The organism is Catenovulum sediminis (genome assembly GCF_007289895.1).
Taxonomy (GTDB): domain Bacteria; phylum Pseudomonadota; class Gammaproteobacteria; order Enterobacterales; family Alteromonadaceae; genus Catenovulum; species Catenovulum sediminis.
On sequence record NZ_CP041660.1, the window covers coordinates 582,862 to 608,983 of the forward strand.

Here is a 26,122-nt window from a genome sequence, read left to right on the forward strand (position 1 = left end):
TATGGATAATTTATTGCTTCATACCCGCCTGAATACTGGAAATAAGATATTTGTGCAAGGCGATAAACACCACAAAAACCGGCAATGTAATCATGCTTGCGTATGCCATAACCGCCCCCCAATCCACACTATGGTGAAAAAACTGCTGCATCCCCGGCATTAACGGTCTTACACTTTCGGCATTGGCAACCAAAACGGGTAATAAATACGCATTCCAACTGCGTAAAAAGGTCAGAATTAATACAGCTGCCAGCACAGGTTTAGACATAGGCAGCACAATTTTGAAAAATATTTGCCAGATGCTCGCGCCATCTAAAAGCGCCGCTTCTTCATAATCTTTCGGTAAACTTTTAAAAAATTGATAGAACAAAAATATAAAAAACGGATTGGCCAGCTCTGGAATAATTTGCACATGCAAACTATTAAACCAAGAATAAACCACTTGCCAACTTTCATTCTGATACTCAATCCAAGGTAATTGCGTAACTATAAAAACCAAAGGCAGCACGATCGCTTCAAAAGGCACAATCAGTAACGCCAAGAGGCCTAAGATAAGTAACTGTTTACTTGCCCAAGGGAATCTAAGCAGTGCATAAGCCGCCATGCTATTAATCAAGGTTGTTAATACAACCGATATCGAGGTAATGATTAGAGAATTTAATAAGTAAGTTGTAAATGGTGTGGTTTGCAGCACAGTTTGATAATTTTTTAATCCGACGCCTTCAAACAGGTTAAACATATTGAAAAAACCGGCATCAGAAAATATCTGGCTTTCATTTTTAAAAGAGGCAAAAAAAACAAAAAGTATCGGCAATACAAAAATAACGCCGAGTGCGAATAAACTTGCTGTTTTGATAAGTTTAACTGTTTTATCTAAGTTATTTTGCATAGTTAAGCAACTTTCTTTGCAACATTGAAATCATTAAAATCATCATAAAATATAAAATACACACAGTCGCACCGTAAGCTATTTGTTGCTGACGAAAGCCCTTTTCAATCGCAAAATATAACACGGTTGAAGTGGCGTCCTGTGGGCCCCCTTGCGTCATCACATCAACCTGGACAAATAACGAAAATGCGAAAATAGTGGTTGAAAGCACAACAAACACCAGTGTTTGTTTTAAGCCAGGTAAGGTAATAAATCTAAATTGCGCCCATTTTGATGCGCCGTCGATACTGGCGGCTTCGTAAAGCATTTTAGGTATGCCTTGTAATCCCGCGATAATGATCAACATTTGCACACCAACGCCCTGCCACGCCGACAGACAAGCAATTGCAAAAAGTGCCCAATTTGAGTCGTTTAACCAGTCAATCTCCTGATAGTCTGGCCAGATTGATAAGATAGCCTGATTAATCAGCCCTTCCTGCTGATGAAGCATTAATGTCCAGATCACACAGACAACAACCATAGACATCACAACTGGCGCGAAAAACATTAACTTTAACACTAATGCACCGCGAAAATTTCGCCGCAAAGCCAATGCTAATAGCAGGGCAAGACCAACCTGAATAGGGACGACCATCACGACAAATTGAAAGGTATTTAACACTGAGCGAATAAATAAAGGGTCTCTTGCCAGTAAAAATTGTTGCTTTTTATTAAATTCAAATTCAGCCAACACCGAGTAACCATACAGCTGAGAATTGTTGCGTAAAATATCACGCACCTTGGCATACCGCTGTCCATTAAAAATAAGCGATTTATCTCTTCGCGCTTCAACACTAATATGTTTAAGCGACAACAAACGCTTGTAGTTTTCTAAACCAACAAAATTTGCAGTGTTGGGTGACAATAAACGTTCATCGGTAAAAGAAACGCCCACTGAAACCAGCAGCGGAAGCAACACGAAGATAGCCAATAAAAAAATAGCGGGCAGCAACATAACCCTAGCTTGACGCTTGTCATTTCCTATCCCCGTATAACTGAGTTGATACTGTTGATCTGCCGATAGTTTTACTGACATAGTTTATATTACATATACCTTATTGATAGCCACGGTTGTCGAGTATATTGAGCTCTATTTCATCGACCGCTCTATCCAAAGTTGCGTTCACATCAGAGCCTTGTGCAATTCGTCTAACTGCCTGAGAAAATATTGAAGATATCACCGGGTAGGCAGGTGTGGCCGGCCGCATCACAACATTATTTTGCGAAAGCATATATAGTTTTCTTAATGACCCATCCGGCTGGTATTCCGGTAATTTGTTTGCCGCTTGTTGCGACGTAGGGATAAAGCCGGTCGTTCGGTTAAAAAAAGCGATTTCATCAACCTGCATAATAAAACGGATAAACTGTGCTGCTAGCTTGGGGTTTGCACAACTTCGACTGACAGCATAATGCCAACTCCCCCACCAATAAACACGCCTTCACCAAAATCAATAGGCGGTAAAATAAGTAAATCATCGCCTACTGCTTTGCGATAACGCTCTATCATCCAGCTGCCGGTATACTGTATCGCTAATGAATTTTTTTCAAACTGGCCATGTTCTAAATTTTTGAGCTGAGTGAGTTCTTGCTCTAGCAACCACTGCAGCCATTTTGCCCAGCGCACAACGCCCGGATGATTCATATAGCCTTCAGCACTTTGATAGTCCTGACGCTCAATAAAATCGCCACCTGCACTATAAATCATAGGCAAAAAAGCATACGCGTGCCACTCACCCACACCGGATAAATTCAAATCAAAGATATATTTATAGCTTTGGTCTTTTTTAATGGCGAATAAAATTTGGTTAAACTCTTCAACGCTCCAGGGTGAATCTATCGTTGGAACTCTAATATTTAATCGTTTAAGTAGCGAACGCCTAGAAAACAACGCAAGAGAAATATCAAATGATCCCGCAGCGTAAATTTTATCATTATAAATACTCAGGCCATTTGTATTGACGTGGCTTAACGCTGAGTACTTGAGTAAGTTTTTTTCGTGACCATCTGCAATAAATAACGGACGAATTAATCCAGACCAAGCGTAGTTCGCAATATTGGGTTGATCAACGGCGATAATGCAAGGTAAACGCTGCGCCAATGCCCCACCAATGACAGCTTCGCTATAAGCGCCATGCGGGATAGCTTCTACCACAATATTCGACTCAGGGTGTTGTTGATTAAATCGTGCAACCTGTTGGTTAAAAGTTGCCATTTCATCTTCGGCTGTTAAGGTTCGCCACAGGTTAATTTCAACAGCGCTCACCTGAGCCGCTAATAAACCAATAATCAGCAGCCCTATTTTTTGCAACATAACTTCATACATTATAAATACATTTAGTTAATAATCGCATGCAGCGAGCCTTATGTCATGTGATAAATTGTAAAAAACGGAAATTTAAACATCGTTGTTAAAATAATTTCAAGAATCTACAGGCAATAAAAAACCCCATTGCGCGTTAGATAGCAGCAAATGGGGTTTTTAAACAAACTTTGTCCACTAAGACAAAATTAAAGACAAAGTTAAAGACAAAATTAAATCGATTTTTAGTAGCGGTATGTTTCTGGTTTAAACGGGCCGTCAACCGAAACGCCAATATATTCAGCCTGTTGTTCGGTTAATTGCGTGATCACACCACCAAAGCCTTTAACCATATAAGCAGCCACTTCTTCATCTAACTGTTTTGGCAATACTTCTACCGTTATCTTGTCGGCCTTTTCTGCGGCCGGTAAATCAGCAAATTTTTCTTTAAACAAATGAATTTGCGCCAATACCTGATTAGCAAAAGAGCCATCCATAATACGTGAAGGGTGACCTGTTGCATTACCTAAGTTAACCAATCGACCTTCTGATAACAATAATAAGAAATCAGCTTCATTGTCGCTGCGGTATACTTGGTGAACTTGTGGTTTAACCTCTGCCCAGCGCCAGTTTTTACGCATGAATGCGGTATCAATTTCATTGTCAAAGTGACCAATGTTACAAACCACAGCGCCCGATTTAAGTGACTGTAATACGTTAGCATCACATACATTGTAGTTACCGGTAGTGGTGACAATCAGGTCTGTTTTGGCTAATAACTCTGCATTAATATCTTCAATTTTGCCTGTATTAACGCCATTTTTGTATGTAGATACAACTTCAAAACCATCCATACAAGCTTGCATCGCACAGATAGGATCAGCTTCTGTTACGTTTACAATCATACCTTCCTGACGCAAACTTTGTGCAGAGCCTTTACCCACATCACCATAACCAATGACCAATGCTTTTTTACCAGATAACAAGTGGTCAGTTGCACGTTTAATCGCATCATTTAAACTATGACGACAACCATATTTATTGTCATTTTTAGATTTAGTGACAGAATCATTTACATTGATAGCTGGTACTTTAAGTTCGCCCTTTGCCATCATTTCCTGTAAACGGTGAACACCGGTAGTGGTTTCTTCAGTAATACCGTGAATACGCTCTAATAACTGAGGATAACGCTGGTGCAAAATTTCAGTTAAATCACCGCCGTCGTCCAATACCATATTGGCATCCCACGGCTGACCGTCTTTATTAATGGTTTGTTCAATACACCACTCATACTCTTCTTCTGTTTCACCTTTCCAAGCAAACACAGGAATGCCCGCTGCTGCAATTGCCGCTGCGGCGTGATCTTGAGTTGAGAAAATATTACAGGATGACCAACGCACTTCTGCGCCTAATTCTAACAAGGTTTCAATTAACACCCCAGTTTGAATCGTCATATGGATGCAACCTAAAATTTTTGCACCTTTTAACGGCTGCTCTGCTTTGTATTTTTCGCGAATTGCCATTAACGCAGGCATTTCACTTTCTGCAATTTTTAACTCTTTACGACCCCAATCTGCGAGGTTTATATCTGCGACTTTATAGTCAGTCATAGCGTTCTCCGCTCTTAATTAATTAAATTTAGCCAATAATTCTTGCTGGCTTTCTTTGCTAATTCGAGGACCAAAGTGTTTAACCACTTCAGCGGCCGAAGCACAGGCAAAGAGAGCTGCTTTTTCAATATTCCAATTCTGCGTGATCGCATATAAATAAGCGCCAGCAAACATATCACCTGCCCCGTTAGAATCAACAGGTGTGATAGTGGGCGCTGCAACCTGTACTTTTTCTGCACCTGTGTAGACACAAGCGCCATCTGCACCACATGTGATAGCCACTTGTTTAGCACGCTGTAATAGTTTGGTGGCTGCTTTATCTAAATCTGCTTCACCGGCAAAAGTCGTTGCTTCTTCGGCGTTACAAAACAATATATCAACAGGTTTGTCACCTAAAACTTCTTCAACACCCTCTTTAAAATACTTCACCATGGCGGGATCTGAAAATGTCATCGCGACTTTAATGCCGGCTGCATCTGCTGCTTGGCGGGCTTTAATAATGGCCGCTCTGGCTTTATCAGAAGTCACTAAATAACCTTCAATATACAAATATTCAGCTTGCGGTAACTCTTCTAAAAATAGCTCTTGCTCGCTAAAATCTGCCGTAATCCCCAAATAGGTATTCATGGTGCGCTCGGCATCTGAAGTTACCATAACCATACACTTACCCGTTTGGCCTGAAACATCTAACTCAGCAATGCGTGTGTCTACACCCGCTTGTTTTAAATTATCTACGTAAAACTGGCCAGTTTCATCATCGCCCACTTTACAGGCTAAAAATGCGCGGCCACCAAATTGTGCTAAAGCAACCAAACTATTCGCTGCTGAGCCACCACCTACACGCTTTTTTAAGCCAAACTCTGTGGTCAATTTATCCAACAGTGTTACATGAAGATCTTCTTCAATTAAGGTCATTAAACCTTTTTCGATGTTGTTTTGTTGCAAAAAATCGTCAGTCACTTCAAATTCTTTATCGACCAACGCGTTGCCTAATCCATAAACCTGATATTTATACATGCTGCATGCCTGTGTTGTTAGATCTGTGCCAGCAAACAACCAGCGACCTAAAAGAGTTACGAAAAATAGTTACAAAAAATAGTTACAAAAAATAGTTACGAAAAGTAATAGGGCAGGATCATAATGACACTGACAATAATTACAATCACTATCCACCAAATCAGCATGGATTCTTTAATTAATCGGCTGCAATTTAAAATATCTTTGCATTGCGGGCTTGTAGACAGGCCGACTCGCTCACGCCTAACTTTGTCTTTTTGATAGATAACAGGGCCCGCCAGCTGCACTTTTAATGCATCAGCCATTGCAGAAATGAGATTGAGAGCAATACATGCACGAGGCGTGTTAAAAATAGCTTTATACATGCTTTTAAATGAGCGCGGCGCGAGTAAGGAAAACATCAAGAGTTTCGCAGGAAACCAAATTAAAACCTTTAACAACTGACTCACCGGTTTTGCAAAAACAACAAAATCAGATTTTTTTGGATTCCAACTTTGCTGCAGCGCAAATAATAACCGCAGCAGGATCACAGCCAGTGGTCCGCCAACTAAATACCAGAAAAAAACTGCAAAGTAGCCATATAAAGCATGCAAACTTAAACTCTCGATACTGGCTTTACAAATTCCGATAGCTGACAGGGTATCGGTTTTACGCAGTACCCAATCACTTAACCTATCTCTGGCTAAGTTTTTTTGCTCTTTAATGAGCGCCGCGGCAACTTTCTGCTGAGCAATTTTACAAGGTTGATAATTAATGCATAACCATAAAATTAACCAGTCTAGAAATAGTGGAAACTCAACAAACGGATAGAACAGCCATACCATTAAAATGGGCGGTATTACTGAAGCCGATAAAGCGAGTGTGCCAGATATAATCAGTTGAGTGGCGGGCCGGGCAGGATCTGGATTGACTTTCGCCCCTAAGCGCTGCGCAATGACGGTGTAAATATAAACAGGATGATATTTATTATCGACTGGCCAAAAAAGCGCAGCAATGCTAGCGGCGGCGAGCACTGCGACTTGCTGAACAAAGAAAGGAATTTCTGGCCAGTTCATATTGCTTAAGCTAGCTTAACTGAATAAAGTCCATCACCAGTTGTGATGAATGTCTGGCGGCTTGTTCTAAAAATGTCTCGAAACTACCATGCGATTCTTTTCCGGCAATATCAGACAGCGCACGAACAACAACAAATGGAGTATTAAATTGAGCACAAACCTGCGCAATGGCGGCAGCTTCCATTTCAACAGCAATCATTTGCGGGAAATCGCTACGCGCTTTGGCAACACGCTCAGGACACGCCATAAAACTGTCACCCGAACAAATTAAGCCGACTTTAGTTTGCAAATCATGCTGCTTGGCGGCTGCCTGTTCTGCGCGGCGAATAAGGGTTTCGTCTGATTCAAATGCCGCTGGAAAACCATATCCCTGCCCCATTTCAAAGCCAAAAGCGGTTAAATCGACATCATGGTGACGTACTTCAGATGAAATCACCAAATCCCCAACATTTAGCTCACTGGCAAAACCACCGGCAGAGCCTGTATTTAATACAATATAGGGTTTGTGATTGTCTAATAACATAGTGGTAGACATAGCAGCGGCTGTTTTGCCGACACCACTTTGTACCAGTACGACATCGCGTCCGTTTAACTGACCACAATAAATTGTACAAGGGCCATGTTGTTCGGCCCGGCAGTTTTCAATTTTCTGCAGCAAAATTTCAACTTCCTGCTGCATCGCACCAATAATTCCGATTTTCATTGCAAATAATTACCCGATGACAAAAGTAAAAACGTAAATTCGCAATAGCTTAGCATAAGAATCAAGCAACAGCTTGCGACTGTTGAACATTATCAGCCAGTCTTGCGGTGAGCGGTTTAACCGGTCGGGTGGGTCCTTTAGGCGTAACCGGCTTCACATTCAATGGAGCGAGCTTGCCGCGACCCAGTTTGGCAGATAAACACTCGCGAATCTCGGCCGATTTATAACCAGAGCGAATTTTAATTCGAACGTGCGGAATACCGACTGTTTCCAAAGCACCTCGTACAAACCAATCTGGACGCGCTTTGTATCCTTGCTTTGATTCAGTGTTAACCAAATCAATGGCGGCAACCGGCTCAAGGGTTTTTCTGTCTAACAAGACAAAATCTAATGTTTTTGCACTGGCTTTGGTTTTAGCCAGTTGAGCAGCCCGTTTAGTTACTGTGTTTTCTACTTGCACCAAGTCGACTAATTTTACCCGGTTTACCACTCTGAACTTATCCCCGACGGCTTGTTCCAGCTTGATTAAAAATGCGCGTTCAGGCTCTGAAAACAATACATTTTTCTTTTGGTAGGGAAATGGTGATCCTGTTTGAGTCATTCGTATAGCAATCGCGGCTACAATCACCAATACCATCATCATAATTATGACAACTAAATCCATACGTTACTCCTAAAACTCAAATCAAAATTAGAGAAAGTTCAAAATATTGACGCTTACAGCATTTTATTGGCGTTCAATACGATTCTTGTAAGGTTTGCAAAGCTTATGCCAATAGATGATTATCATTTGTCGATTAACCGAGCGCAGGATAAAATAAAATGTCACTTCACAGTTATGAGCATCAATTTGCCAACACAAAATTATCAATCAGTGCGCCAACAAAGGTTAGCAAGAGCCACTCGTCAATTTAATGCCAGAGGGATAGCCGTTAAACGTTGCCCACACTGTTTGGTGGCGCAATATGCATGTATTTGCAGTTGGAAACGCACGGCGCCCTGTAATACCGAAGTCATTCTGTTAATGCACAGCGCTGAAATATTAAAACCAACAAATACAGGGCGATTGATTAGTGATGTATTGGCAGATAAGTGTCATGTTTTTGAATGGTCTAGGACAGAGCCACCCGCAGAACTCGTTAAAATGCTTAACGAACCAAGTCGTCAATGTTTTATTGTCTTTCCAACCGAAGCGTCCAACCGCCAGGTTTATTCTGAAAAGCCTGATAACCAAGAGAGTAAAACGCCTACCTTAATTATATTAGACGGAACATGGCGACAGGCTAAAAGAATGTTCAACCAAAGTAGCTGGTTGAAACCTTTTCCTTGTCTGCAGTTAAACATCGCAAAGGTAGAAGATTACGGGTTAAGAAAAGCTTTCAGTCATGAGCAGTTTTCTACTGCACAGGCCGCTGCATTTGCCCTCGCCCAACTCGGTGAAATACCTGCAGCTCAAGTACTACAGGCATTTTATTCAGTTTTTATTTGGCATTATGCAGAAAGTAAAATGAATCGTCAGCCGACTCTCACTGACAACCACCGGCTGCTAGTGGGTTTGGCGCGCTAAATCGACTTGTACATTTAATAAATCACAAAACTCATCTATGGGTAACGGTTTACTAATTAAATAGCCTTGTCCAAATTGACAACCCAGTGAAGACAATACGTCACGTTGTTTTTCAGTCTCAATACCTTCGGCAACCACTGTCATACCCAACCCCTTGGCCATACTGAGAATAGAATTAACCAGCGCAACATCCGCAGTATCGTGTTGGATATCTCGCACGAAAACGCGGTCAACTTTTATCTTGGAAATAAAGCTGCGATAGTGTTTAACATAGCTGAGCGCTGAGTAGCCAGTACCAAAATCGTCAATCGCAATTTTCACCCCCAGTTTTTCCATATTTTGCAAAATAAGCGGTATATTAGCGTTGCCCGATTCATTGATCATCGAGCGCTCTGTGACTTCTACTTCAAGTCGATTCAAAGTCAGTGGATAACGCTCTAAAAGGCCTGCCATATGGTCAATTAAATCAGTTTGTTCAAAATCAAGCGGACAGAAATTGACTGTCCCGAATAATCTTGCACCTGTCTGTTCCAGCTTGTGCAATTTCTTGACAACCTTTTCTAGCACAAACCTATCAATTTCAACTACATCGCCGGTTTCTTCAGCTAACGCGATAAATATATCGGGTCGAATAGATCCATACTCTGGGTGATTCCAGCGGCATAAAGCTTCAAACCCGACAATACTTGCATCATCAATTGCAAATATGGGCTGAAAATACACACTAATCTGCTCATTTTTTAATGCATCTTTCAGCGCGGCTTTTAAGCGGGATTTAACCACCAAATCTTCAAACATTTCAGCTGAAAATGTTTTATATTGGCTTTTGCCAGACGATTTGGCCTGAAACATCGCGGTATCCGCATTTGCGATTAAATTAGTCGCGGTATCCGCATCTTCAGGGTACATCGCAATACCAATGCTGCAGCTTAAATTTAATATATCATTGGCGATCCCGTAAGGTTCTTTAATGCGTTGTAATAAATTTTTAGCTAACGCGTCCAATTGAATACCATCCAGCTCGACAGCCAACATAAATTCGTCGCCCCCTATACGGGCAACAAATCCGCCGTACACGTTACCTATATCTAGCAAACGGGCTGAAACGATTCTTAAGATTTCATCCCCAACTAAATGGTGGTGCGTATCATTGATATCTTTAAAGCCGTCTAAATCAATAAACAATAAGGCAAACTTACCGTCGATACTAGTTGAACGAATTTTTTCTTCTAATAAATGCAAACCATATCTGCGATTGGCAATACCGGTCAGATCATCATGGTTGGCCTGATAGGTTAAGTGCTTTTCATACTGACGTTTGGCTTTAAAGTAATCCTGAGTTTCACGCCCTAACCTATTATAACTGTTTACAATTTCACTCAACTCATCTTCAATGTAGGGCGCACGATTTAAAACAATTTCACGCCTTAGTGAATCATCCAGTTTAAATGATTGCATATGCGACACTATATTGGATAGATGACGCGATAACATGTAGCCAATCACACGAATGGCAATAAAAGATACCAGCACAGCTGAAACAACATAAACGCTGACAACAAACAAAACAGAATCGATGACGTAACGATTAATGGCCTTGCGATCTAGCCAAATATCAACATTACCAACTAATTCTTGTTGGTGGGTTAAATCTTGTGTTAACGATGGCGGACCCGATTTCACACCGTATAAATAGCGCTCGCCGGTTTCACTTATCACTTCGGTCGCGGCAATATATTGTGACTGGCTTAACCCCGACGCCATGTATTGCACAGTTTCTTCTTTAAAGCTCCACAAGGCTTCTGATAACGAAGCGCTGACCAACTCGATGTTTTTTTCAACATCTTTTTGAATTTGATCATGTACTTTGTAGTACTGAACAACTGAAAAACCAGTTACGGCAAGTAGTGTGGCAAACAAGCTTGAAACCACTAGAGCCAATACAACTCTGGCTTTTAACGAATGCAAAGAAAACTGCTTTAGTAGCCGATAACAGGCTGCGTACATATAGTGGGTTCCAGAATTATTAATTTGTATAAAAAATCAAACAAGATGTAAATGCATGGTAGACAATCTGTAAGCAAAAATCTATCGCCTATTTATTTATATTAGCAAAGAATCAAGTACAAGGATTGATTTTTTACGATAGAACCCCACTTTAGCGCTATCAAAGCAATTCAAAAGATAAATGGTTTTAAGACGACGGATTTTAAATTATGAATATGAGCCTGATTACCAATTTACTCGCAGCTTCAGTTACTTTAATAGGCTATTTTACACAACAGGATATCGTGTTTTCAGTAGGGTTATTCGCACTGTCTGGCGCTTTTACAAACTGGCTGGCGGTACATATGTTATTTGAAAAAGTACCGGGTTTATATGGTTCGGGTGTTATTGAAGCTAAATTCGACAACTTTCGCACGGCAATCAATAACCTGATCATGACAGAATTTTTTAATCATGAGAATATTGATAAATTTTTGACCGATCAACAAGGACATGCCAGCCACTTCAATTTTGCCCCGGTGATAGAACAGGTAGATTTTGAACCCGCTTATGATTCGTTGGTCGCAACAATCAATGAATCTAAATTTGGCAGCATGCTGGCCATGTTTGGTGGTTCATCAGCGATTGAACCGCTTAAAGAGCCTTTTATAACCAAATTGAAAGGTAAAATCATTGAAATCAGCCAAACTGAAGAATTTAATGAATTAGTGCGCGATTCATTGGAAAAACCGGATGTGATCGAAGAATTAAAAGATAAAGTTTCCAACATTGTCAGCACCAGATTAGAAGAATTGACACCTAAAACGGTTAAAGAAATAGTCCAGAAAATGATCCGTGAACATTTAGGTTGGTTAGTTGTTTGGGGTGGAATATTTGGTGGCTTTTTTGGTTTACTCGCCGGTTTATTGGGATAAACTACATAAGAACCTAATAACCCGTTGCCAACCTGCAAGGAAATTAAGTGAAAGAATTAGCCCGAAAGATTTTTGCCCCCGTTTTGCGCCCGTTTGAAGCTGGAGCAGAACCATACCACTACAAACCATTAAACAGAACGATTTTGCTAGTTGTTGGTTTTTTGTTTTTAGTGTTGGCGACTACTGTCTATTTTTTAAGCCCGCCGGGGTATGGTTTTTTAATCCCTTTCACTGTTTTTGGCGCTGGCGGCTGTTTGTGTTTAATAATTGGATTGTTGGGTGCGGATCGGGCGGTCGCAAAAATCTGGGGAAATAAATAAAAAGGACTTGAGGTGAAAAAATTTCTGCTGTTTTTTGTTTTACTAATACTGCTTTCTTTAGTTATTGTGGTTTTAGTATTGTTATGGCCAAACAAAGCGCAGCAGCCCAGCCCGGCGCAGACACCAGCAGATAGATATGCGGCAGCAGAGCCGCCATTAAGCACTCAAATAAATATTGAAAAACTGAATATCAATGAGCAACCTAAAATCGAATCTTTAGATGATTCTGATACACCTACTGACAACAGTGAGAAAAACAAGCCTCACCCCAGCAAACCTAAAATAACAGAGCTTCAGCAAATAGAAGCCCTGCAACAAAATATTGCGCATATCGATTTAGACCAGTACAAAAAAAATGCAACAACAGAAGCTTATTTGGCCTATTTATTAGCGCTGGAAAAATGTTTGCCCTTTCATCGTTATATCAATAATGCCGGCAAAATTGAATTTACTGAGCAACAGATTAATACCACGGTAGAGCAACATGCCAACAATGGTTTCCCTAAACATGTCACTCAACATATGTTGGATAAAATCAATTTATGTAAAAACGTGAAGGGAGAATACCTGAATCGCTTATATGACGAGGTCACGTATGTTGCCAACCATGGCAATATACAAGCAATGATGTTGCTTTCACATATGCCTTCGTTAAATTTAGCGCTACGTAAAAATATTGATAAAGAAACGCGTAAAAACTTTTATCACAAACAAGTGATGTGGCTTGAGCAAGCCAGACAACAAGGTAGTTTAAATGCACTATTTAATTTAGCCGTGCGTTACCACCATGGTGTCAGTCCTGATGCTGTGGCTGCGGCAAGCTACTATAGCGCGTTGCAACACTTTATGCCTGAATACGAGTATACAGAGACTGTAACCGTATTAACGGAAAATATGAAAACATGGCAAAAAGCAGAAGTGGATAAAACCACCCGCTTAATAATTGAAGAAATGCAGCAGCTACCCGAACTGTACAACTGGTAAGCGAGCATTTTTAGCCTTACAACATAGGATTTAGGAGTAAGTATGCAAAAGCAATATCTGATTTTTCCATTTTTATTAGCCTGCTTGATAAGTTGCAGCGATAACGAAGTGGGCGATGTGAGCCTAGGCTGGTTTACCACAAAAGATATCAAAATCGACAGTTTAAATGATCCAATCGTAACCGGAGTGACTTGTCATATCTCCAGTATAGAAGCGGATCTGGATTTTGCAGACCCGTCTGACTCCAGCATCAGTTGCCGACAAACAGGTCAAATCACCCCCGCTATGATTGCCGCAATTGATAAATCAAAAAGCGGCGATATTGTGTTTAAAAAATCAAAAAGCATCTTTTTTAAGAATCTGAAAATCAGAAGGATTTTTGATGCTGAAAACCAAACGCTGTTATATGTTTCATACAGCACCAAAGAGACGCAAGGAAGTTACAAACATAGCATGTCGACAGTCCCCTTGTGGGGGACAGCAGCATATGAAACGATTCAGAAGTGATAGTGATGAGCCGTGTAGGTCGGCCCTTTAGGGCGACGATGTTTAATTCGACATCGTGCATGATGCGAGATTTGTCGGACTAAAGTCCGACCTACATTTAAGCTACAAGTTTCAAGTTGAAAGCCGCGAGCTACAAGCCGTGTAGGTCGGCCCTTTAGGGCGACAAGTTTTGAGATTCGAGCCGCGAGCTTCGAACCGTGTAGGTCGACCCTTTAGGGCGACAATTATTAATTAGACATCGTGCATGATGCGAGATTTGTCGGACTAAAGTCCGACCTACATTTAAGCTACAAGTTTCAAGTTGAAAGCCGCGAGCTACAAGCCGTGTAGGTCGGCCCTTTAGGGCGACAAGTTTTGAGATTCGAGCCGCGAGCTTCGAACCGTGTAGGTCGACCCTTTAGGGCGACAATTATTAATTAGACATCGTGCATGATGCGAGATCTGTCGGACTAAAGTCCGACCTACATTGTCGGGCTAAAGCCGCGACCTACATTCCTACATTGCCGGGCTGAAGCCACGACCTACATTCCTACATTGTCGGGCTAAAGCCGCGACCTACATTTCTTGCAACTCGAAGCTTGTAACTGAAAGTCGATCAATTATGGCTGACGACAATCAACCTAACGGCATCTAATTTTACACGGGCTTGTTTTAAATGCTCATGCAATGCTGTTTTTTGCTGAATCAAAGATTCCAGCTCTATCGGTCGAATACTTGGGTTAACAGCTTTAAGTGCGGTTAATCGCTCAATTTCATCGCCTAATTCTTCGTCTACTTTAGCAATTGACTGAGCGATTAAATTATCCCGCTCAACATTAGCTTTAGTTTCAGCCTGCCCTATCAGTTCGTGAATCTGCGGTTGTAACGCAGTCGCTAACTGAGAAGCAACTTGCTTATTAACCGGTTTAAGCTGTTTGTTTAAACCATCAAACGTTACTTTTGCCGCTAAATCATTCCCCGCTTTATCTAATAAAATACGCACCGGTGTCGGCGGTAAAAAGCGACCGGGCTGCAATTGTTTTGGCGCACTGGTTTCAACCACAAAAATTAACTCAACCAAATAGGTGCCTTCTGGCAAAGCTTTGTTGTTTAAAATGCTAACCGCGTTATTGCCCATTTCGCCGGCGTTGATCATCTCAAAACAGCCTTGCACCATAGGGTGATCCCAACTGATAAAACGCACATCTTCACGGGATAACGCTGTTTCGCGGTCAAAACTAATGGTCATGCCCTCATCCCCTAATTCAGGGAAATGCGGTTCAAGCATATGTTCGGTTGGGTTTATCGCAATACACTGCTCACCCTTATCATCTTGCGAAACCCCATACACATCAAAAGTTTGAAGCATAAAAGCAACCAACTGAGTATCATCATCCATCGCTTCAATATCTTCAGCGATGCGCTCGCCATCAAAACCTTTTGAATTTAACTCAAGTAAGATATCACGCCCTTCTTCTAACTGAAGATTGATTTGTTCAATTTCAGCTTTTGCGCGTTCAATTAAAGGCTTGATCTGGGTTTCATCAAATTGGTTACTGGCCAAAGCCGTTAATAAAGCATCGTTTTGTTGCTCGAATACTTTAACCCCAGCCGGACAGGTTTCTGCATAGGCATTAATCCCTTTGTGCTGCCAGTTAAACAAAGTTTCAGCGGCCGAGTCGGCAAAATACGGAATGTTAATTTGAATATCATTACGCTGACCAATACGGTCTAAACGACCAATTCGCTGTTCTAACAAATCTGGGTTAAGTGGGATATCGAATAAAACAAGTTGACGGGCAAACTGAAAGTTACGACCTTCCGAACCAATTTCAGAACAGATCAACAACTGACATCCTTCATCCTGATCAGCAAACCAAGCGGCCGCTCGGTCACGTTCAACTATCGTCATACCTTCGTGAAAAACTGCAGCATTTAAACCAAATTTAACACGCACCGCTTGCTCAAGCGTCAACGCAGTAGAGGCCCGCGCACAAATAATTAAAAACTTGTCTTGTTTGTTTTCTTTAATTAACTCAGCTAACCAATCGATACGCGGATCAATTCGCCACCATTCAATATCGCCGCTAATTGCATTTTGATACAAAAACTCAGGCGTTAATAATGGCGCAACCGCTTTTGCTGAATAATCTTCCGGGTGGCGTTTTAACCACCAATCTGCTGCAGCCCGATATTCAGAAGGTAGTTCTAATTCAGTAGGCAATACACAACGTTTCGGAAAGCCTTTGACGGAAGCTCGCGTATTTCTGAACAACACACGGCCTGTGCCATGTCTGTCGATTAAACTGCGGATAATTTTATGCCTAGCCTGCTGCGCAACCGTTTTATCTGCATCATTGATTGACAACACAGAGGCTTCAAAACCTTCACCCTGCTCTTGCTCGCCTAAAGACTTGAGTTTTTCTAAACCGTCGGCGTCAATTTTTTCATCACTGTTTAATAATTTAGCTAAATCAGCAACTGCTTTATAACCCGCCTCTTCTTTAACAAAAGTCGCATAATCATAAAAACGCTCAGGATCTAACAAACGTAAGCGCGCAAAATGGCTTTGATGCCCCAACTGATCCGGCGTTGCTGTTAACAACAACAAACCTGCACAAATTTTAGCAAGCTTTTCCACCGCGCTATATTGTGGACTAACGGCCTCTTCGCTCCAGTCTAAGTGGTGCGCTTCGTCAACAACCACCAGATCCCAACTGGCCTGACAAGCTTGCTCTAAACGTTTATCCGATTCAGATAAAATGGTTAATGGCGCAATGATAAGCTGTTCTGTTTCAAAAGGATTTTCTTCTGACTCATCATATTCGCCACATCTTTCTTCATCAAAAATCGCGAACTTAAGATTAAAACGGCGCAGCATTTCAACAAGCCACTGATACTGCAAAGACTCAGGTAATAAAATCAGCACCCGAGATGCACGCCCAGTTAATAACTGCTGATGAATAATCATGCCAGCTTCAATGGTTTTACCTAAACCCACTTCGTCAGATAGCAAAATACGGGGGGCCACCCGGCTACCCGCCTCTTTGGCAATGTGTAATTGGTGCGGAATTAACGCTGTACGCGCACCGGCTAAACCAACGAGCGGATGGGTTTGATATTTATGCTGCATGCATCTAGCGTCGTAGCGTAATGTATACCAGTCATTTCTATCAATTTGCGCGGTGAATAATCTGTCTTGTGGTTTATTAAATTTGATATGATGATTAATTCGGGTTTCTAATAACTGCGCTTTTTCACCATTATCCGAGCGCTCGCCTATGTAAATATTTAAACCATCTTCGGCCATAACCTGATGGACATTTAGCGTCCACCCTTCAGCACTTTCCACTGAATCTCCGGGGTTAAAACTGACTCGCGTTAAAGGTGCGCTGCCTGCTACGTATTCTCGTTGGTCGCCTGTGGCAGGAAATAACATTGAAATTCGACGGCCGTTGATGGCAACAATAGTACCTAAACCTAAATCAGACTCTGAATCACTAATCCAGCGTTGTCCAAGTGCAAAATCACTCATGGTTGTTCATTACTCCTCTTTGAAGGCGGCGTATATTACCCAAAGCGCTGGTTGCTTTCACGGATAATTTCAAAGTATTGAAGATAAATGGTGAAGTTACAAGCTTCTAGCTGTAAGTTTCGAGCTGCGAGTTGTGTAGGTCGGCCCTTTAGGGCGACAATTATTAATTCGACATTGTGCATAATGCAAGATTTGTCGGGCTGAAGCCGCGACCTACATTTTAGCTACGAGCCGCGAGCTTCGAGCTTCGAGCTGTGTAGGTCGTTCCTTTAGGACGACAATTATTAATTCGACATCGTGCATAATGCGAGATTTGTCGGGCTGAAGCCGCGACCTACATTTAAGCTTCGAGCTTCGAGCTTCGAGCTGTGTAGGTCGTTCCTTTAGGGCGACAATTTGTAGGTCGGCCCTTTAGGGCGACAATTATTAATTCGACATCGTGCATAATGCAAGATTTGTCGGGCTGAAGCCTTAGGGATCCCCACAATTAAGGTGACATCTCGTTTCCATAATGAGTAACTCAAAAGCTTCTTGGAGCATCGAATTTGTTATAGCAAAACTTGAATTCAGCAATATTCTTTTGGCCAGATAGCAATATGATAAGACACGCCTTCGCTTTTCGGTATTGGCCTGAAAGTGTCGGTGATAACCTTGCAATTCTGCAGCTTTTCCAATGACGTATAGTTGCCACTGAGCCAGCAAAGCGATGAGTAGCAATGCCTGTAAACGCTCGATAGATTGGCTTCTAGAGCGCCTTAAGCCCAGCCCATAATATTCGTTTTTAGTGTCTCTAAAAGCTTCTTCTATTGTCATTCTACGCTTGTAAATATTAACCAGAGCAAGAGCAGAAAACTCATCTTCAGGTAGATTACTGACCAGAAACCAGGGCTCACTGTTACCTTTTGAATATTTTTTATAGCTGTTGCAGTTAGGTCGTTTCGTGGGTTTTTTGTGTTTCTTTGGTGGGGGTGATGTTTTATACAAGACGCCTCTGCAAGACCACTTGTGTTGTTTTGATAAGACTAAACCTTTTAAGGCCGTGGGTTTTGTTTTGGCCTGTGAGTGATAGGCATCCACCAATGTCCATTCTGAGTTATCGTCTGTTTTACATTTTACAGTGCCACGAGTACGTGCAAGCCAATACCAATTTAATTTATCAATTGCTTTGAACCATGGCACTTTAAATCCAGCGTCTGTAACAATCACAGGACAACACTCATCGGGCAGAATCTGCTTTAAATTCTGAAGAAACTTGACATGAATTTTATGGTTATTCATAGCGCCTTCAGCGTGTACCTCTTCATAGATGGTAAAAGCTCGACCATCAAATGCGACCGAAGCTCGAAGTAGTACAAAGCTTTGGTCGTAAACACTTGACCAGTCAACAATAATGGGCAAAGCATCCTCAATTCCACCCGTTAAATAAGCGGTCAGAGTCTTATAAAATTGCGTGCGGTTTTGTTGTAATTTCTCATTTTTAAGTAATCTATCAACACGTTTGATGCAATGTTTTTCTGTAGTGGAAGGGCTTTGCTCACCAAGTGTTCTGCCAATCGCGGTTAGGCTTAACTTCGCACCATGTTGAACACAAGAAACGGTATCGGAGAGTGCCTTTTTAATTCGTTTATCCAGTGCTATTGAATTTTCTGAAAGCAAGTTTGATAATAACAATTTGATGCCCCTTGTTGTAACTTGTTTTTGGCGAAATTAGTTTAACCAATAAGTGGGCATCTTTTCAAAATTTGTGGGGAGCCTTAAGGCTGAAGCCGCGACCTACATTTAAGCTTCGAGTTTCAAGCTTCGAGCTGTGTAGGTCGTTCCTTTAGGGCGACAATTATTAATTCGACATTGTGCACAATGTGAGATTTGTCGGGCTGAAGCCGCGACCTACATTTTAGCTGCAAGTTTCAAGTTTCAAGTTTCAAGTTTCAAGTTTCGAGCCGCGAGCTTCGAGCTGTGTAGGTCGGCCCTTTAGGGCGACAATTATTAATTCGACATTGTGCACAATGCGAGATTTGTCGGGCTGAAGCCGCGACATTGTTTAGCTCGACATTTGTGCGTTCTGCTTTGACGGACTAAAGTCCGACCTACATTGTCGGGCTGAAGCCGCGACCTACACTTCTTGCAACTTGCAACTTGCAACTTTTATCTTGCAACTCGTAGCTCGTAGCTCGTAGCTCGCATCTCAAAACACAAAACTTAAATAAAAAACTTGCTCATTTTGCGTTTTCACCCGATAGTAAAAATAAGCGTATAGGATAAACGCGATAATCTAACTATTCAGGGGGCCAGATGACCGAGAAAATGACTAAGATTTATATACTCGACACCAACATCCTGCTACACGAACCATTCGCTTTTTTGAACTTTCAAGAACACGACGTATTCATCCCAATGACGGTATTAGAAGAACTCGATGCCATCAAAGACCGTAAAAAAGACGTCAGTCGAGATGCACGAATTGCGATTCGGGCACTAGAAGATTCATTAAAAGATGCCACACCAGAGGAGATTGCCGACGGTGTCAGCATGAAGAGATATTCAACTGAACATGGCTCAACCGGAAAACTAGCCATTTACCCTGATCACCTGCTCACCCAAGACAGAGTCACTTTACCTGGCCCTGAAAATGACAACCGAATTATTAATGCAGCATTGCACCTGCAACAAGACAAAGCACCCAGAACCGTCATACTGGTTACCAAAGACATCAATATGCGCCTCAAAGCAAAAGGCGCTGGTATGGAACGCGTTGAAGACTATCGCACCGACCAATTAATTTCCGACATAAAATACTTAAGCACAGGCTATGCCGAAATAAAAGGTGATTTCTGGTCACAAATCACCAACTGCGAAAGTGAAACAGAAGGTAGAGATGCCATTCACACCGTTGAACGATCAGTGCTACCCAAAACCGTATTCATCAACCAATATATATTTGACGAAGCACATTCATTTGCCGGTAAAGTTATAGAGCACAATGACGAAACGGTAAAACTTAAAGATCTCGGCTTCGACCGCATGATGGGCCGCCATGCTTGGGGCATTTCCCCCAAAAACTTTCATCAAGCGATGGCCATGGATGCACTGCTCGACACCCATATTGATTTAGTGTTACTAACCGGCCCAGCTGGAAGCGGTAAAACCTTACTGGCTCTAGCCGCTGCGCTTGAAATGGTCGTTGAGCAAGGCATTTACGAAAAAATTATAGTCACCCGAAACACACCAGAAATTGCCGAATCTATTGGCTTTTTACCCGGTACAGAAGAAGAAAAGATGGCCCCTTGGTTGGGTGCGATTAATGACTCGCTGGATTTTTTACATCGCCATGATGAATGCCGCGAAAGTAGCATGCGTTATATTATGGAAAAAGCCAACATACAGTTTAAATCAGTCAACTTTATGCGCGGGCGTAGTATTCAAAAGTCCATTGTGATTTTGGATGAATGCCAGAATATGACCTCTTCGCAACTCAAAACCATAATAACTCGGGCTGGTGAAGGTACTAAACTTATTTGCTGCGGCAACCTGGCGCAAATCGACAGCAATTATTTATCACCATTAACTTCAGGTTTAACCTATATTGTCGAATGTTTTAAAGATTTTGAGGGGAGCGCCACGGTCCATATTGCAGGTGTGATGCGGTCAAGATTAGCGTCATTTGCAGAGAAAAATTTGTAGTTTTATTAAGCTGCGAGTCACGAGCTGTGTAGGTCGTCCCTTTAGGGCGACGATTATTAATTCGGCAGTTGCGAATTATGCTTTGTCGGCGTAAACACCGACCTACATTGTCGGGCTAAAGCCGCGACCTACATTTTAGTTTTAAGCTGCGAGTCACGAGCTACGAGTTGCGAGCTGTGTAGGTCGTCCCTTTAAGGGCGACGAGTTTAATTCCGCAGTAGTGTATCCTTCATTGTTGGCCTAAAGACCAACCTACACTTTGTCGGCGTAAACACCGACCTACATTGTCGGGCTAAAGCCGCAACCTACATTTTAGTTTTAAGCTACGAGTCACGAGCTTCGAGCTGTGTAGGTCGTCCCTTTAGGGCGACGATTATTAATTCGGCAATTGCGAATTTTTCTTTTTTATTTCTTCCATTCGCTTTTCTGCTGAAACAAGTACTTTACGTTTGTCATCATCCGACATAAAAATCCAATCTGTTCTTTCGTCTCGTGTCCGTCCGCATCCTTCACAAACATTTTGATCATTCAACACACAGTAACCAATACAAGGATTTGCCACATGCTGACCCCACAAATCTTTATCTGTCACAAAAAACTCCGCGAATCAATTTAGAAAAATGTAAGACAATACACTACACTATAAAGACATTTCCAGATTATACTAATCAAGTCAGCAAATTAAATGCAGGTTCCAGTGAAACTGACTGAGCTTTAAATAGAAATTAGGATTAAATAATATGGTCATCAACAAACCAGAAGCGCTAGAACGTTTAGCAGGAAATGAACAACTTTTTGTGATGTTGGTTAAAAAATTTGCAAACCAATATGAAAACGCAGCCAGTGAACTTGAAACATTGCTCAAAGAAAACAATCTTAAAGATGCGGCAGTAATGGCGCATTCAATTAAAGGTGCGGCCGGAAATTTGAGTATGAACAATCTTTACGAAGAAGCAAAAGTTCTAGAAGCAGAGCTCAGAAATGGCGAATATAAAGCAGAATCCTTTGCAAAGTTTTCTACCGCTTTAAACGATGTTATTCACGAATCAAAATCTTGGTAAATAAAACAACTTAATGACGAATGCAATTGATAATCAGCAAAGTGTACTCATTGTTGATGACCAAAATATTAACACATTGGTATTAGAAAATGCACTATCCCCCCTTTACACAGTCTATACTGCAAATGGTGGGCAAGCCGCTTTAAATATTTTACATTCTCAAACGTCTATCGACCTAGTCTTGCTAGATATTCAAATGCCCGATCTAGATGGATATCAGGTACTACTAGACATCAGACAAAATGACGCAACAAAAAATATTCCAGTGATATTCATCTCTGCTAAAGATGCAGCAGAAGACGAAGCCAAAGGACTGGAGTTCGGGGCAATGGATTATATCACCAAGCCATTCAACATAACGGTTGTCAAAGCAAGAGTTAGAAACCAACTTTCGTTAAAAAAGAAATCAGATTTACTTGAAAAGCTCGCCAACATTGACGGTTTAACAGAAGTTCCGAACCGCAGACGTTATGATGAAAAATTAGATTTAGAATGGCGGCGTTGCGCACGCTCTTCTAGCCCACTGTCAATGATAATGCTGGATATAGACGCCTTTAAACCGTTTAATGACAATTATGGACACAGTGCGGGTGACGAAATTCTAAAACAAGTTGCCTCAACACTCAGTAAAAAAATAAGAAGAAGTGGAGACGAAGCTTTTCGCTATGGCGGCGAAGAATTTGTAATTTTACTACCCGAAACCAGTTTTGAATCATCAATCCGAGTGGCAGAAATGATGCGTGAAGCAATCGAAGCATTAGACATACCGCACGAGTATAGCCCGGTAGAAAAACACATCACGGTCAGTCTAGGGGTATCTTCAATCGTCCCCGTTGCAACCATGTCCGCCAAGACATTACAAGAATTTACTGATCTACAGCTTTACAAAGCCAAAAATGCAGGACGAAACCAAGTGCAAGGCGAACTCCTGCAAGTATAAATTTATCTGAACTGACTTAAACCGTATCGAAAAATATTTCGATATGCTCACATGTTTTGTCAATTTCAGATGTATCCACCGGTGCAATAAAAATAGTGTCATCACCAGCAATCGTGCCTAAAACACCATGCGATTTATTTAATGAATCTAACATACGCGCAATTAACTGCGCTGCGCCAGGTGTGGTTCTGACTATAATCATTGCCTGATTATGACTTACATCTAAAACCAACTGTTTTAAAGGACTTTCAGCTGTCGGCAGCCCTAACTCAGGCGGCAAACAATAAACCATCTCCTGCTTTGCGTTGCGCGTCCTTACAGCGCCAAAACGACTTAATAAGCGCGAGACCTTAGATTGGCTGATGCTATCAAATCCCTCATCTTTCAACGCCTCGACAATATCAGCCTGAGATGAAAACGTCTGCTCGTTTAACAGCGTTTTAAAAACCTTTAATAACTTGTCTTGTTTATCATTATTGTTCAAAAAAATACCTATGTTTTAGTTTTAAGCCGCGAGCTTCGAGCTTTAAGCTACGAGCTGTGTAGGTCGTCCCTTTAGGGCGACGAATTTCAAGCTGCGAGCTTCGAGCTTTAAGCTACGAGCTGTGTAGGTCGTCCCTTTAGGGCGACAATCTCAATTCAATAATTGTGCAATATGCCTTTGTCGGCGTAAACACCGACCTACATTGTCGGGCTGAAGCCACGACCTACATTTTAGCTTCGAGTTGCGAGTTTCAAGCTGCGAGCTTCGAGCTTCGAGCTGTGTAGGTCGTCCCTTTAGGGCGACAATCTCAATTCAATAATTGTGCGATATGCTTTGTCGGCGTAAACACCGACCTACATTGTCGGGCTAAAGCCACGACCTACATTGTCGGGCTAAAGCCGCGACCTACATTGTCGGGCTGAAGCCACGACCTACAGTTTACAAAATGCCCGTTATGGTAAAAATTGCGATAATGCTTAATAAAAACAAAAATGCACGTTTCGCCAATTTTAACAACACACACGGCTCTGTTAAATAATCATGTTCTGGGCAACTCACATCTTCAGCTTTATCTGCAATATCCGTAATATAAGTACGGGCGTCTAAATCGCAGCGCGTTAAACCATTTAACCAAGTGGGTAACGCCCTTGAAAAATGACCAACAAACAAAAACGCAAAACCGGTAATCCGCGCCGGCAGCCACACTAAAATTGCCAATAGCCTATTACTGGGCCGAGCCAACCAACGTAAATTATCTTTCTGTAAACTCTGTTTCGCCAAATTTCGGCTAAAAACGTAAAACACAGCGCCCGCCGCACCTAACACAACAAACCAAAAAATAACCGCAAAATAATGCCTAAAATTAATCCAAACTAAAGTTTGCCCCAAGGTTTCCTTTGAACCCTTATTAAACTTCTGGCCAAGTTTTTCACCATATAAATAGCAAGCTTCCTGATCGCCCCGACAAGCCGCTTCTAAATACTGTTTATAACAAACGCGATGCTGCGGACAGCCATAACATAAAAACAAAATAAAAATAGAAAACAGCAACCCCAGCACCCCCGTGCCTAAAAGTAACTGCACAACAGCAACAGACACCGCTGGGATAGCCAGCCAAATAAGCAGAAAAACTTCAGCGCTGACAGATTCAGATTTCTTCAAAACCGACTGCACTTTATCCTGATACCAATTGAAATAATGACGATAGTGAAACGTTTCAGTCACCTGAACTAAACGCTCCAGAAGCACCACAACGATTAAGCTAAGCAATGTCATTGTTTTTCCTTATCCAATAAATTAAAAAAGTAATCCCAGTTAAAAGCCGGTCCAGGATCGGTTTTTCTACCCGGCGCAATATCACAATGTCCCACAATATTATCATTTAAAATCAGCGGATACTGGCATTGGATCTGCCTCACCACTTTTGCCAACTGCTGATACTGGATAGCTTCATACTCAATATTATCCGCACCTTCCAGCTCGATGCCAATAGAAAAATCATTACAATTATCCAATCCCTTAAAACAAGAGACACCCGCGTGCCATGCTCTTTTATCAAAAGGAACAAACTGAACCACCTCACCTGTTCTACGTATTAAAACATGCGCCGAGACCCTAAGGCCAGACAACGCATTAAACGAGGCATCTGCATCACAATCTAAACAGCCTAAAAACAGATCGTCAATATATTTTAAGCCAAACTGCTCTGCGGGCAGTGAAATGCAATGAATAACCAACAAATTGATATTGTTAACATTTGGTCGATCATTAAAATGCGGAGAAGCTTTAAAAACAGCATCAGGTAAAATATGATGATTATTAATTTTAGAATACGCCGGAGTTTTCATAGTGGACCCAGATTATAGTCAAAAAACAGGTAAAATAATGAGTTATGCAGCATGGATAATTGCATTTTTTCTACTTACCTACTTTTTTGAAGGATATTTAAACAAAAAAGAAAACCCAAATCAAAACCCCGAAAGCTACTATACAAACCAAGGGGCAATCGAAGTTAAACTAGAAAGAAATCAACACGGTCACTATGTTACCAATGGCAAAATTAATCAACAAATCGTCACCTTTTTATTAGACACAGGGGCAACCAATGTATCGGTACCGGAAAACATAGCGAAAAGACTTAACCTGCCGTACGGCCCATCACAAAGAGTGGGAACAGCTAATGGCAGCATAAATGTATACCAAACCCGAATCGACGTATTAGAAATCGGTGACATAAAATTAAGAAACGTAGCCGCCAACATCAACCCGTACATGCAAGGTGAACAAATATTACTAGGCATGAGCGTATTAAAAAGAATAGAATTTACACAACGCGGCAGCACCCTAACGCTAAAACAATATTAAAAATTGCGTTATACTGGGAGCTGCGAGCTTTGAGCTTTGAGCTGCGAGCTTTGAGTTTCAAGTTTCAAGCAACAAATTATTGTAGGTCGCGGCTTTAGCCCGACAAATTTCGCAATATGCACGATGTCGCCCTAAAGGGACGACCTACACGACTCGAAGCTTAAAGC

25 protein-coding genes are annotated in these 26,122 nt (G+C 41.5%); 9 read left to right on the forward strand and 16 right to left on the reverse strand.

Going from position 1 to position 26,122, the window contains the following annotated elements; all coding sequences use genetic code 11:
• Positions 1-10: 10 nt before the first annotated feature.
• The 9 genes from FNT16_RS02230 to FNT16_RS02270 form a co-directional block, all read right to left on the reverse strand.
• On the reverse strand, positions 11-889 hold the full coding sequence (locus tag FNT16_RS02230; RefSeq protein ID WP_143870025.1) for a carbohydrate ABC transporter permease: 879 nt from the start codon (positions 887-889) through the stop codon (positions 11-13).
• Positions 879-1,964: a carbohydrate ABC transporter permease gene (locus tag FNT16_RS02235; RefSeq protein WP_143870026.1), complete on the reverse strand. Its 1,086-nt coding sequence runs from the start codon at positions 1,962-1,964 to the stop codon at positions 879-881. The genes FNT16_RS02230 and FNT16_RS02235 overlap by 11 nt, the downstream gene beginning before the upstream one ends.
• Positions 1,965-1,983: 19 nt before the next feature.
• The gene (locus tag FNT16_RS02240) at positions 1,984-2,277 is read right to left on the reverse strand and encodes a hypothetical protein (RefSeq protein WP_143870027.1); all 294 of its coding nucleotides are present in this window, start codon (positions 2,275-2,277) and stop codon (positions 1,984-1,986) included.
• Positions 2,278-2,300: 23 nt separating this feature from the next.
• Positions 2,301-3,251 (reverse strand): ABC transporter substrate-binding protein, encoded by a 951-nt coding sequence (locus FNT16_RS02245; RefSeq protein ID WP_143870028.1) that lies wholly within the window; start codon positions 3,249-3,251, stop codon positions 2,301-2,303.
• Between the two features lie 221 nt (positions 3,252-3,472).
• Entirely contained in the window at positions 3,473-4,837 is a 1,365-nt protein-coding gene (gene ahcY / locus FNT16_RS02250; protein ID WP_143870029.1) for an adenosylhomocysteinase, read from the reverse strand.
• 18 nt (positions 4,838-4,855) lie between these two features.
• The gene (locus tag FNT16_RS02255) at positions 4,856-5,854 is read right to left on the reverse strand and encodes an adenosine kinase (RefSeq protein WP_143870030.1); all 999 of its coding nucleotides are present in this window, start codon (positions 5,852-5,854) and stop codon (positions 4,856-4,858) included.
• 95 nt (positions 5,855-5,949) lie between these two features.
• The gene (locus FNT16_RS02260; RefSeq protein WP_143870031.1) at positions 5,950-6,909 is read right to left on the reverse strand and encodes a cobalamin biosynthesis protein CobD/CbiB; all 960 of its coding nucleotides are present in this window, start codon (positions 6,907-6,909) and stop codon (positions 5,950-5,952) included.
• Positions 6,910-6,919: 10 nt separating this feature from the next.
• Positions 6,920-7,612, reverse strand: a complete 693-nt coding sequence (mtnN, locus tag FNT16_RS02265; RefSeq protein ID WP_143870032.1) for a 5'-methylthioadenosine/S-adenosylhomocysteine nucleosidase — start codon at positions 7,610-7,612, stop codon at positions 6,920-6,922.
• A 61-nt stretch (positions 7,613-7,673) separates the two neighbouring features.
• Positions 7,674-8,276 (reverse strand): DUF2726 domain-containing protein, encoded by a 603-nt coding sequence (locus FNT16_RS02270; RefSeq protein WP_143870033.1) that lies wholly within the window; start codon positions 8,274-8,276, stop codon positions 7,674-7,676.
• Positions 8,277-8,381: 105 nt separating this feature from the next.
• On the opposite strand from FNT16_RS02270, the gene FNT16_RS02275 reads away from it, so the two are divergent.
• Positions 8,382-9,179 (forward strand): tRNA-uridine aminocarboxypropyltransferase, encoded by a 798-nt coding sequence (locus FNT16_RS02275; RefSeq protein ID WP_143870034.1) that lies wholly within the window; start codon positions 8,382-8,384, stop codon positions 9,177-9,179.
• On the opposite strand, the gene FNT16_RS02280 is transcribed toward FNT16_RS02275, so the two are convergent.
• On the reverse strand, positions 9,159-11,147 hold the full coding sequence (locus tag FNT16_RS02280) for a putative bifunctional diguanylate cyclase/phosphodiesterase (protein ID WP_185976663.1): 1,989 nt from the start codon (positions 11,145-11,147) through the stop codon (positions 9,159-9,161). The two genes, FNT16_RS02275 and FNT16_RS02280, sit on opposite strands and share 21 nt — an antisense overlap.
• Before the next feature lie 248 nt (positions 11,148-11,395).
• On the opposite strand from FNT16_RS02280, the gene FNT16_RS02285 reads away from it, so the two are divergent.
• The 4 genes from FNT16_RS02285 to FNT16_RS02300 are packed head-to-tail and all read left to right on the forward strand — an operon-like array spanning position 11,396 to position 13,911.
• Positions 11,396-12,100, forward strand: coding sequence for a DUF445 domain-containing protein (locus tag FNT16_RS02285; protein WP_143870036.1), 705 nt, complete (start codon positions 11,396-11,398; stop codon positions 12,098-12,100).
• Between the two features lie 47 nt (positions 12,101-12,147).
• Positions 12,148-12,420, forward strand: a complete 273-nt coding sequence (locus tag FNT16_RS02290) for a hypothetical protein (protein WP_143870037.1) — start codon at positions 12,148-12,150, stop codon at positions 12,418-12,420.
• A gap of 12 nt (positions 12,421-12,432) precedes the next feature.
• Positions 12,433-13,404 carry an SEL1-like repeat protein gene (locus FNT16_RS02295; protein WP_143870038.1) on the forward strand — a complete coding sequence of 324 codons (972 nt, stop codon included), beginning with the start codon at positions 12,433-12,435 and terminating at the stop codon, positions 13,402-13,404.
• 42 nt (positions 13,405-13,446) lie between these two features.
• Positions 13,447-13,911 carry a CreA family protein gene (locus FNT16_RS02300; RefSeq protein WP_143870039.1) on the forward strand — a complete coding sequence of 155 codons (465 nt, stop codon included), beginning with the start codon at positions 13,447-13,449 and terminating at the stop codon, positions 13,909-13,911.
• A gap of 595 nt (positions 13,912-14,506) precedes the next feature.
• Here FNT16_RS02300 and rapA read toward each other — a convergent pair.
• Both rapA and FNT16_RS02310 read right to left on the reverse strand, forming a co-directional pair.
• Positions 14,507-17,425, reverse strand: a complete 2,919-nt coding sequence (gene rapA, locus FNT16_RS02305; RefSeq protein ID WP_143870040.1) for an RNA polymerase-associated protein RapA — start codon at positions 17,423-17,425, stop codon at positions 14,507-14,509.
• A 471-nt stretch (positions 17,426-17,896) separates the two neighbouring features.
• Positions 17,897-19,096 carry an IS4 family transposase gene (locus FNT16_RS02310; RefSeq protein ID WP_185976664.1) on the reverse strand — a complete coding sequence of 400 codons (1,200 nt, stop codon included), beginning with the start codon at positions 19,094-19,096 and terminating at the stop codon, positions 17,897-17,899.
• Between the two features lie 621 nt (positions 19,097-19,717).
• Between FNT16_RS02310 and FNT16_RS02315 the strand changes: the two genes are divergently transcribed.
• Positions 19,718-21,106 carry a PhoH family protein gene (locus tag FNT16_RS02315; protein ID WP_143870042.1) on the forward strand — a complete coding sequence of 463 codons (1,389 nt, stop codon included), beginning with the start codon at positions 19,718-19,720 and terminating at the stop codon, positions 21,104-21,106.
• Positions 21,107-21,482: 376 nt separating this feature from the next.
• Here the strand turns inward: FNT16_RS02315 and FNT16_RS02320 are convergent, their stop codons facing one another.
• Positions 21,483-21,698: a DUF1289 domain-containing protein gene (locus FNT16_RS02320; RefSeq protein WP_143870043.1), complete on the reverse strand. Its 216-nt coding sequence runs from the start codon at positions 21,696-21,698 to the stop codon at positions 21,483-21,485.
• Positions 21,699-21,846: 148 nt separating this feature from the next.
• On the opposite strand from FNT16_RS02320, the gene FNT16_RS02325 reads away from it, so the two are divergent.
• Positions 21,847-22,167: an Hpt domain-containing protein gene (locus FNT16_RS02325; RefSeq protein WP_143870044.1), complete on the forward strand. Its 321-nt coding sequence runs from the start codon at positions 21,847-21,849 to the stop codon at positions 22,165-22,167.
• Positions 22,168-22,180: 13 nt separating this feature from the next.
• A complete protein-coding gene (locus FNT16_RS02330) occupies positions 22,181-23,107 on the forward strand; it encodes a diguanylate cyclase (protein ID WP_143870045.1) in 927 nt (308 codons plus the stop codon).
• A gap of 16 nt (positions 23,108-23,123) precedes the next feature.
• Here the strand turns inward: FNT16_RS02330 and argR are convergent, their stop codons facing one another.
• The 3 genes from argR to ampD all read right to left on the reverse strand — a co-directional run bounded on the left by argR (position 23,124) and on the right by ampD (position 25,438).
• On the reverse strand, positions 23,124-23,591 hold the full coding sequence (gene argR, locus FNT16_RS02335) for a transcriptional regulator ArgR (protein WP_143870046.1): 468 nt from the start codon (positions 23,589-23,591) through the stop codon (positions 23,124-23,126).
• Between the two features lie 438 nt (positions 23,592-24,029).
• A complete protein-coding gene (gene ampE, locus FNT16_RS02340) occupies positions 24,030-24,866 on the reverse strand; it encodes a beta-lactamase regulator AmpE (RefSeq protein ID WP_143870047.1) in 837 nt (278 codons plus the stop codon).
• Positions 24,863-25,438 carry a 1,6-anhydro-N-acetylmuramyl-L-alanine amidase AmpD gene (gene ampD / locus FNT16_RS02345; protein ID WP_143870048.1) on the reverse strand — a complete coding sequence of 192 codons (576 nt, stop codon included), beginning with the start codon at positions 25,436-25,438 and terminating at the stop codon, positions 24,863-24,865. The genes ampE and ampD overlap by 4 nt, the downstream gene beginning before the upstream one ends.
• 1 nt (position 25,439) lies before the next feature.
• Here ampD and FNT16_RS02350 point away from each other — a divergent pair, with 1 nt between their 5' ends.
• Entirely contained in the window at positions 25,440-25,955 is a 516-nt protein-coding gene (locus tag FNT16_RS02350) for a retropepsin-like aspartic protease family protein (protein ID WP_246072307.1), read from the forward strand.
• The last annotated feature ends 167 nt before the right edge of the window (positions 25,956-26,122 follow it).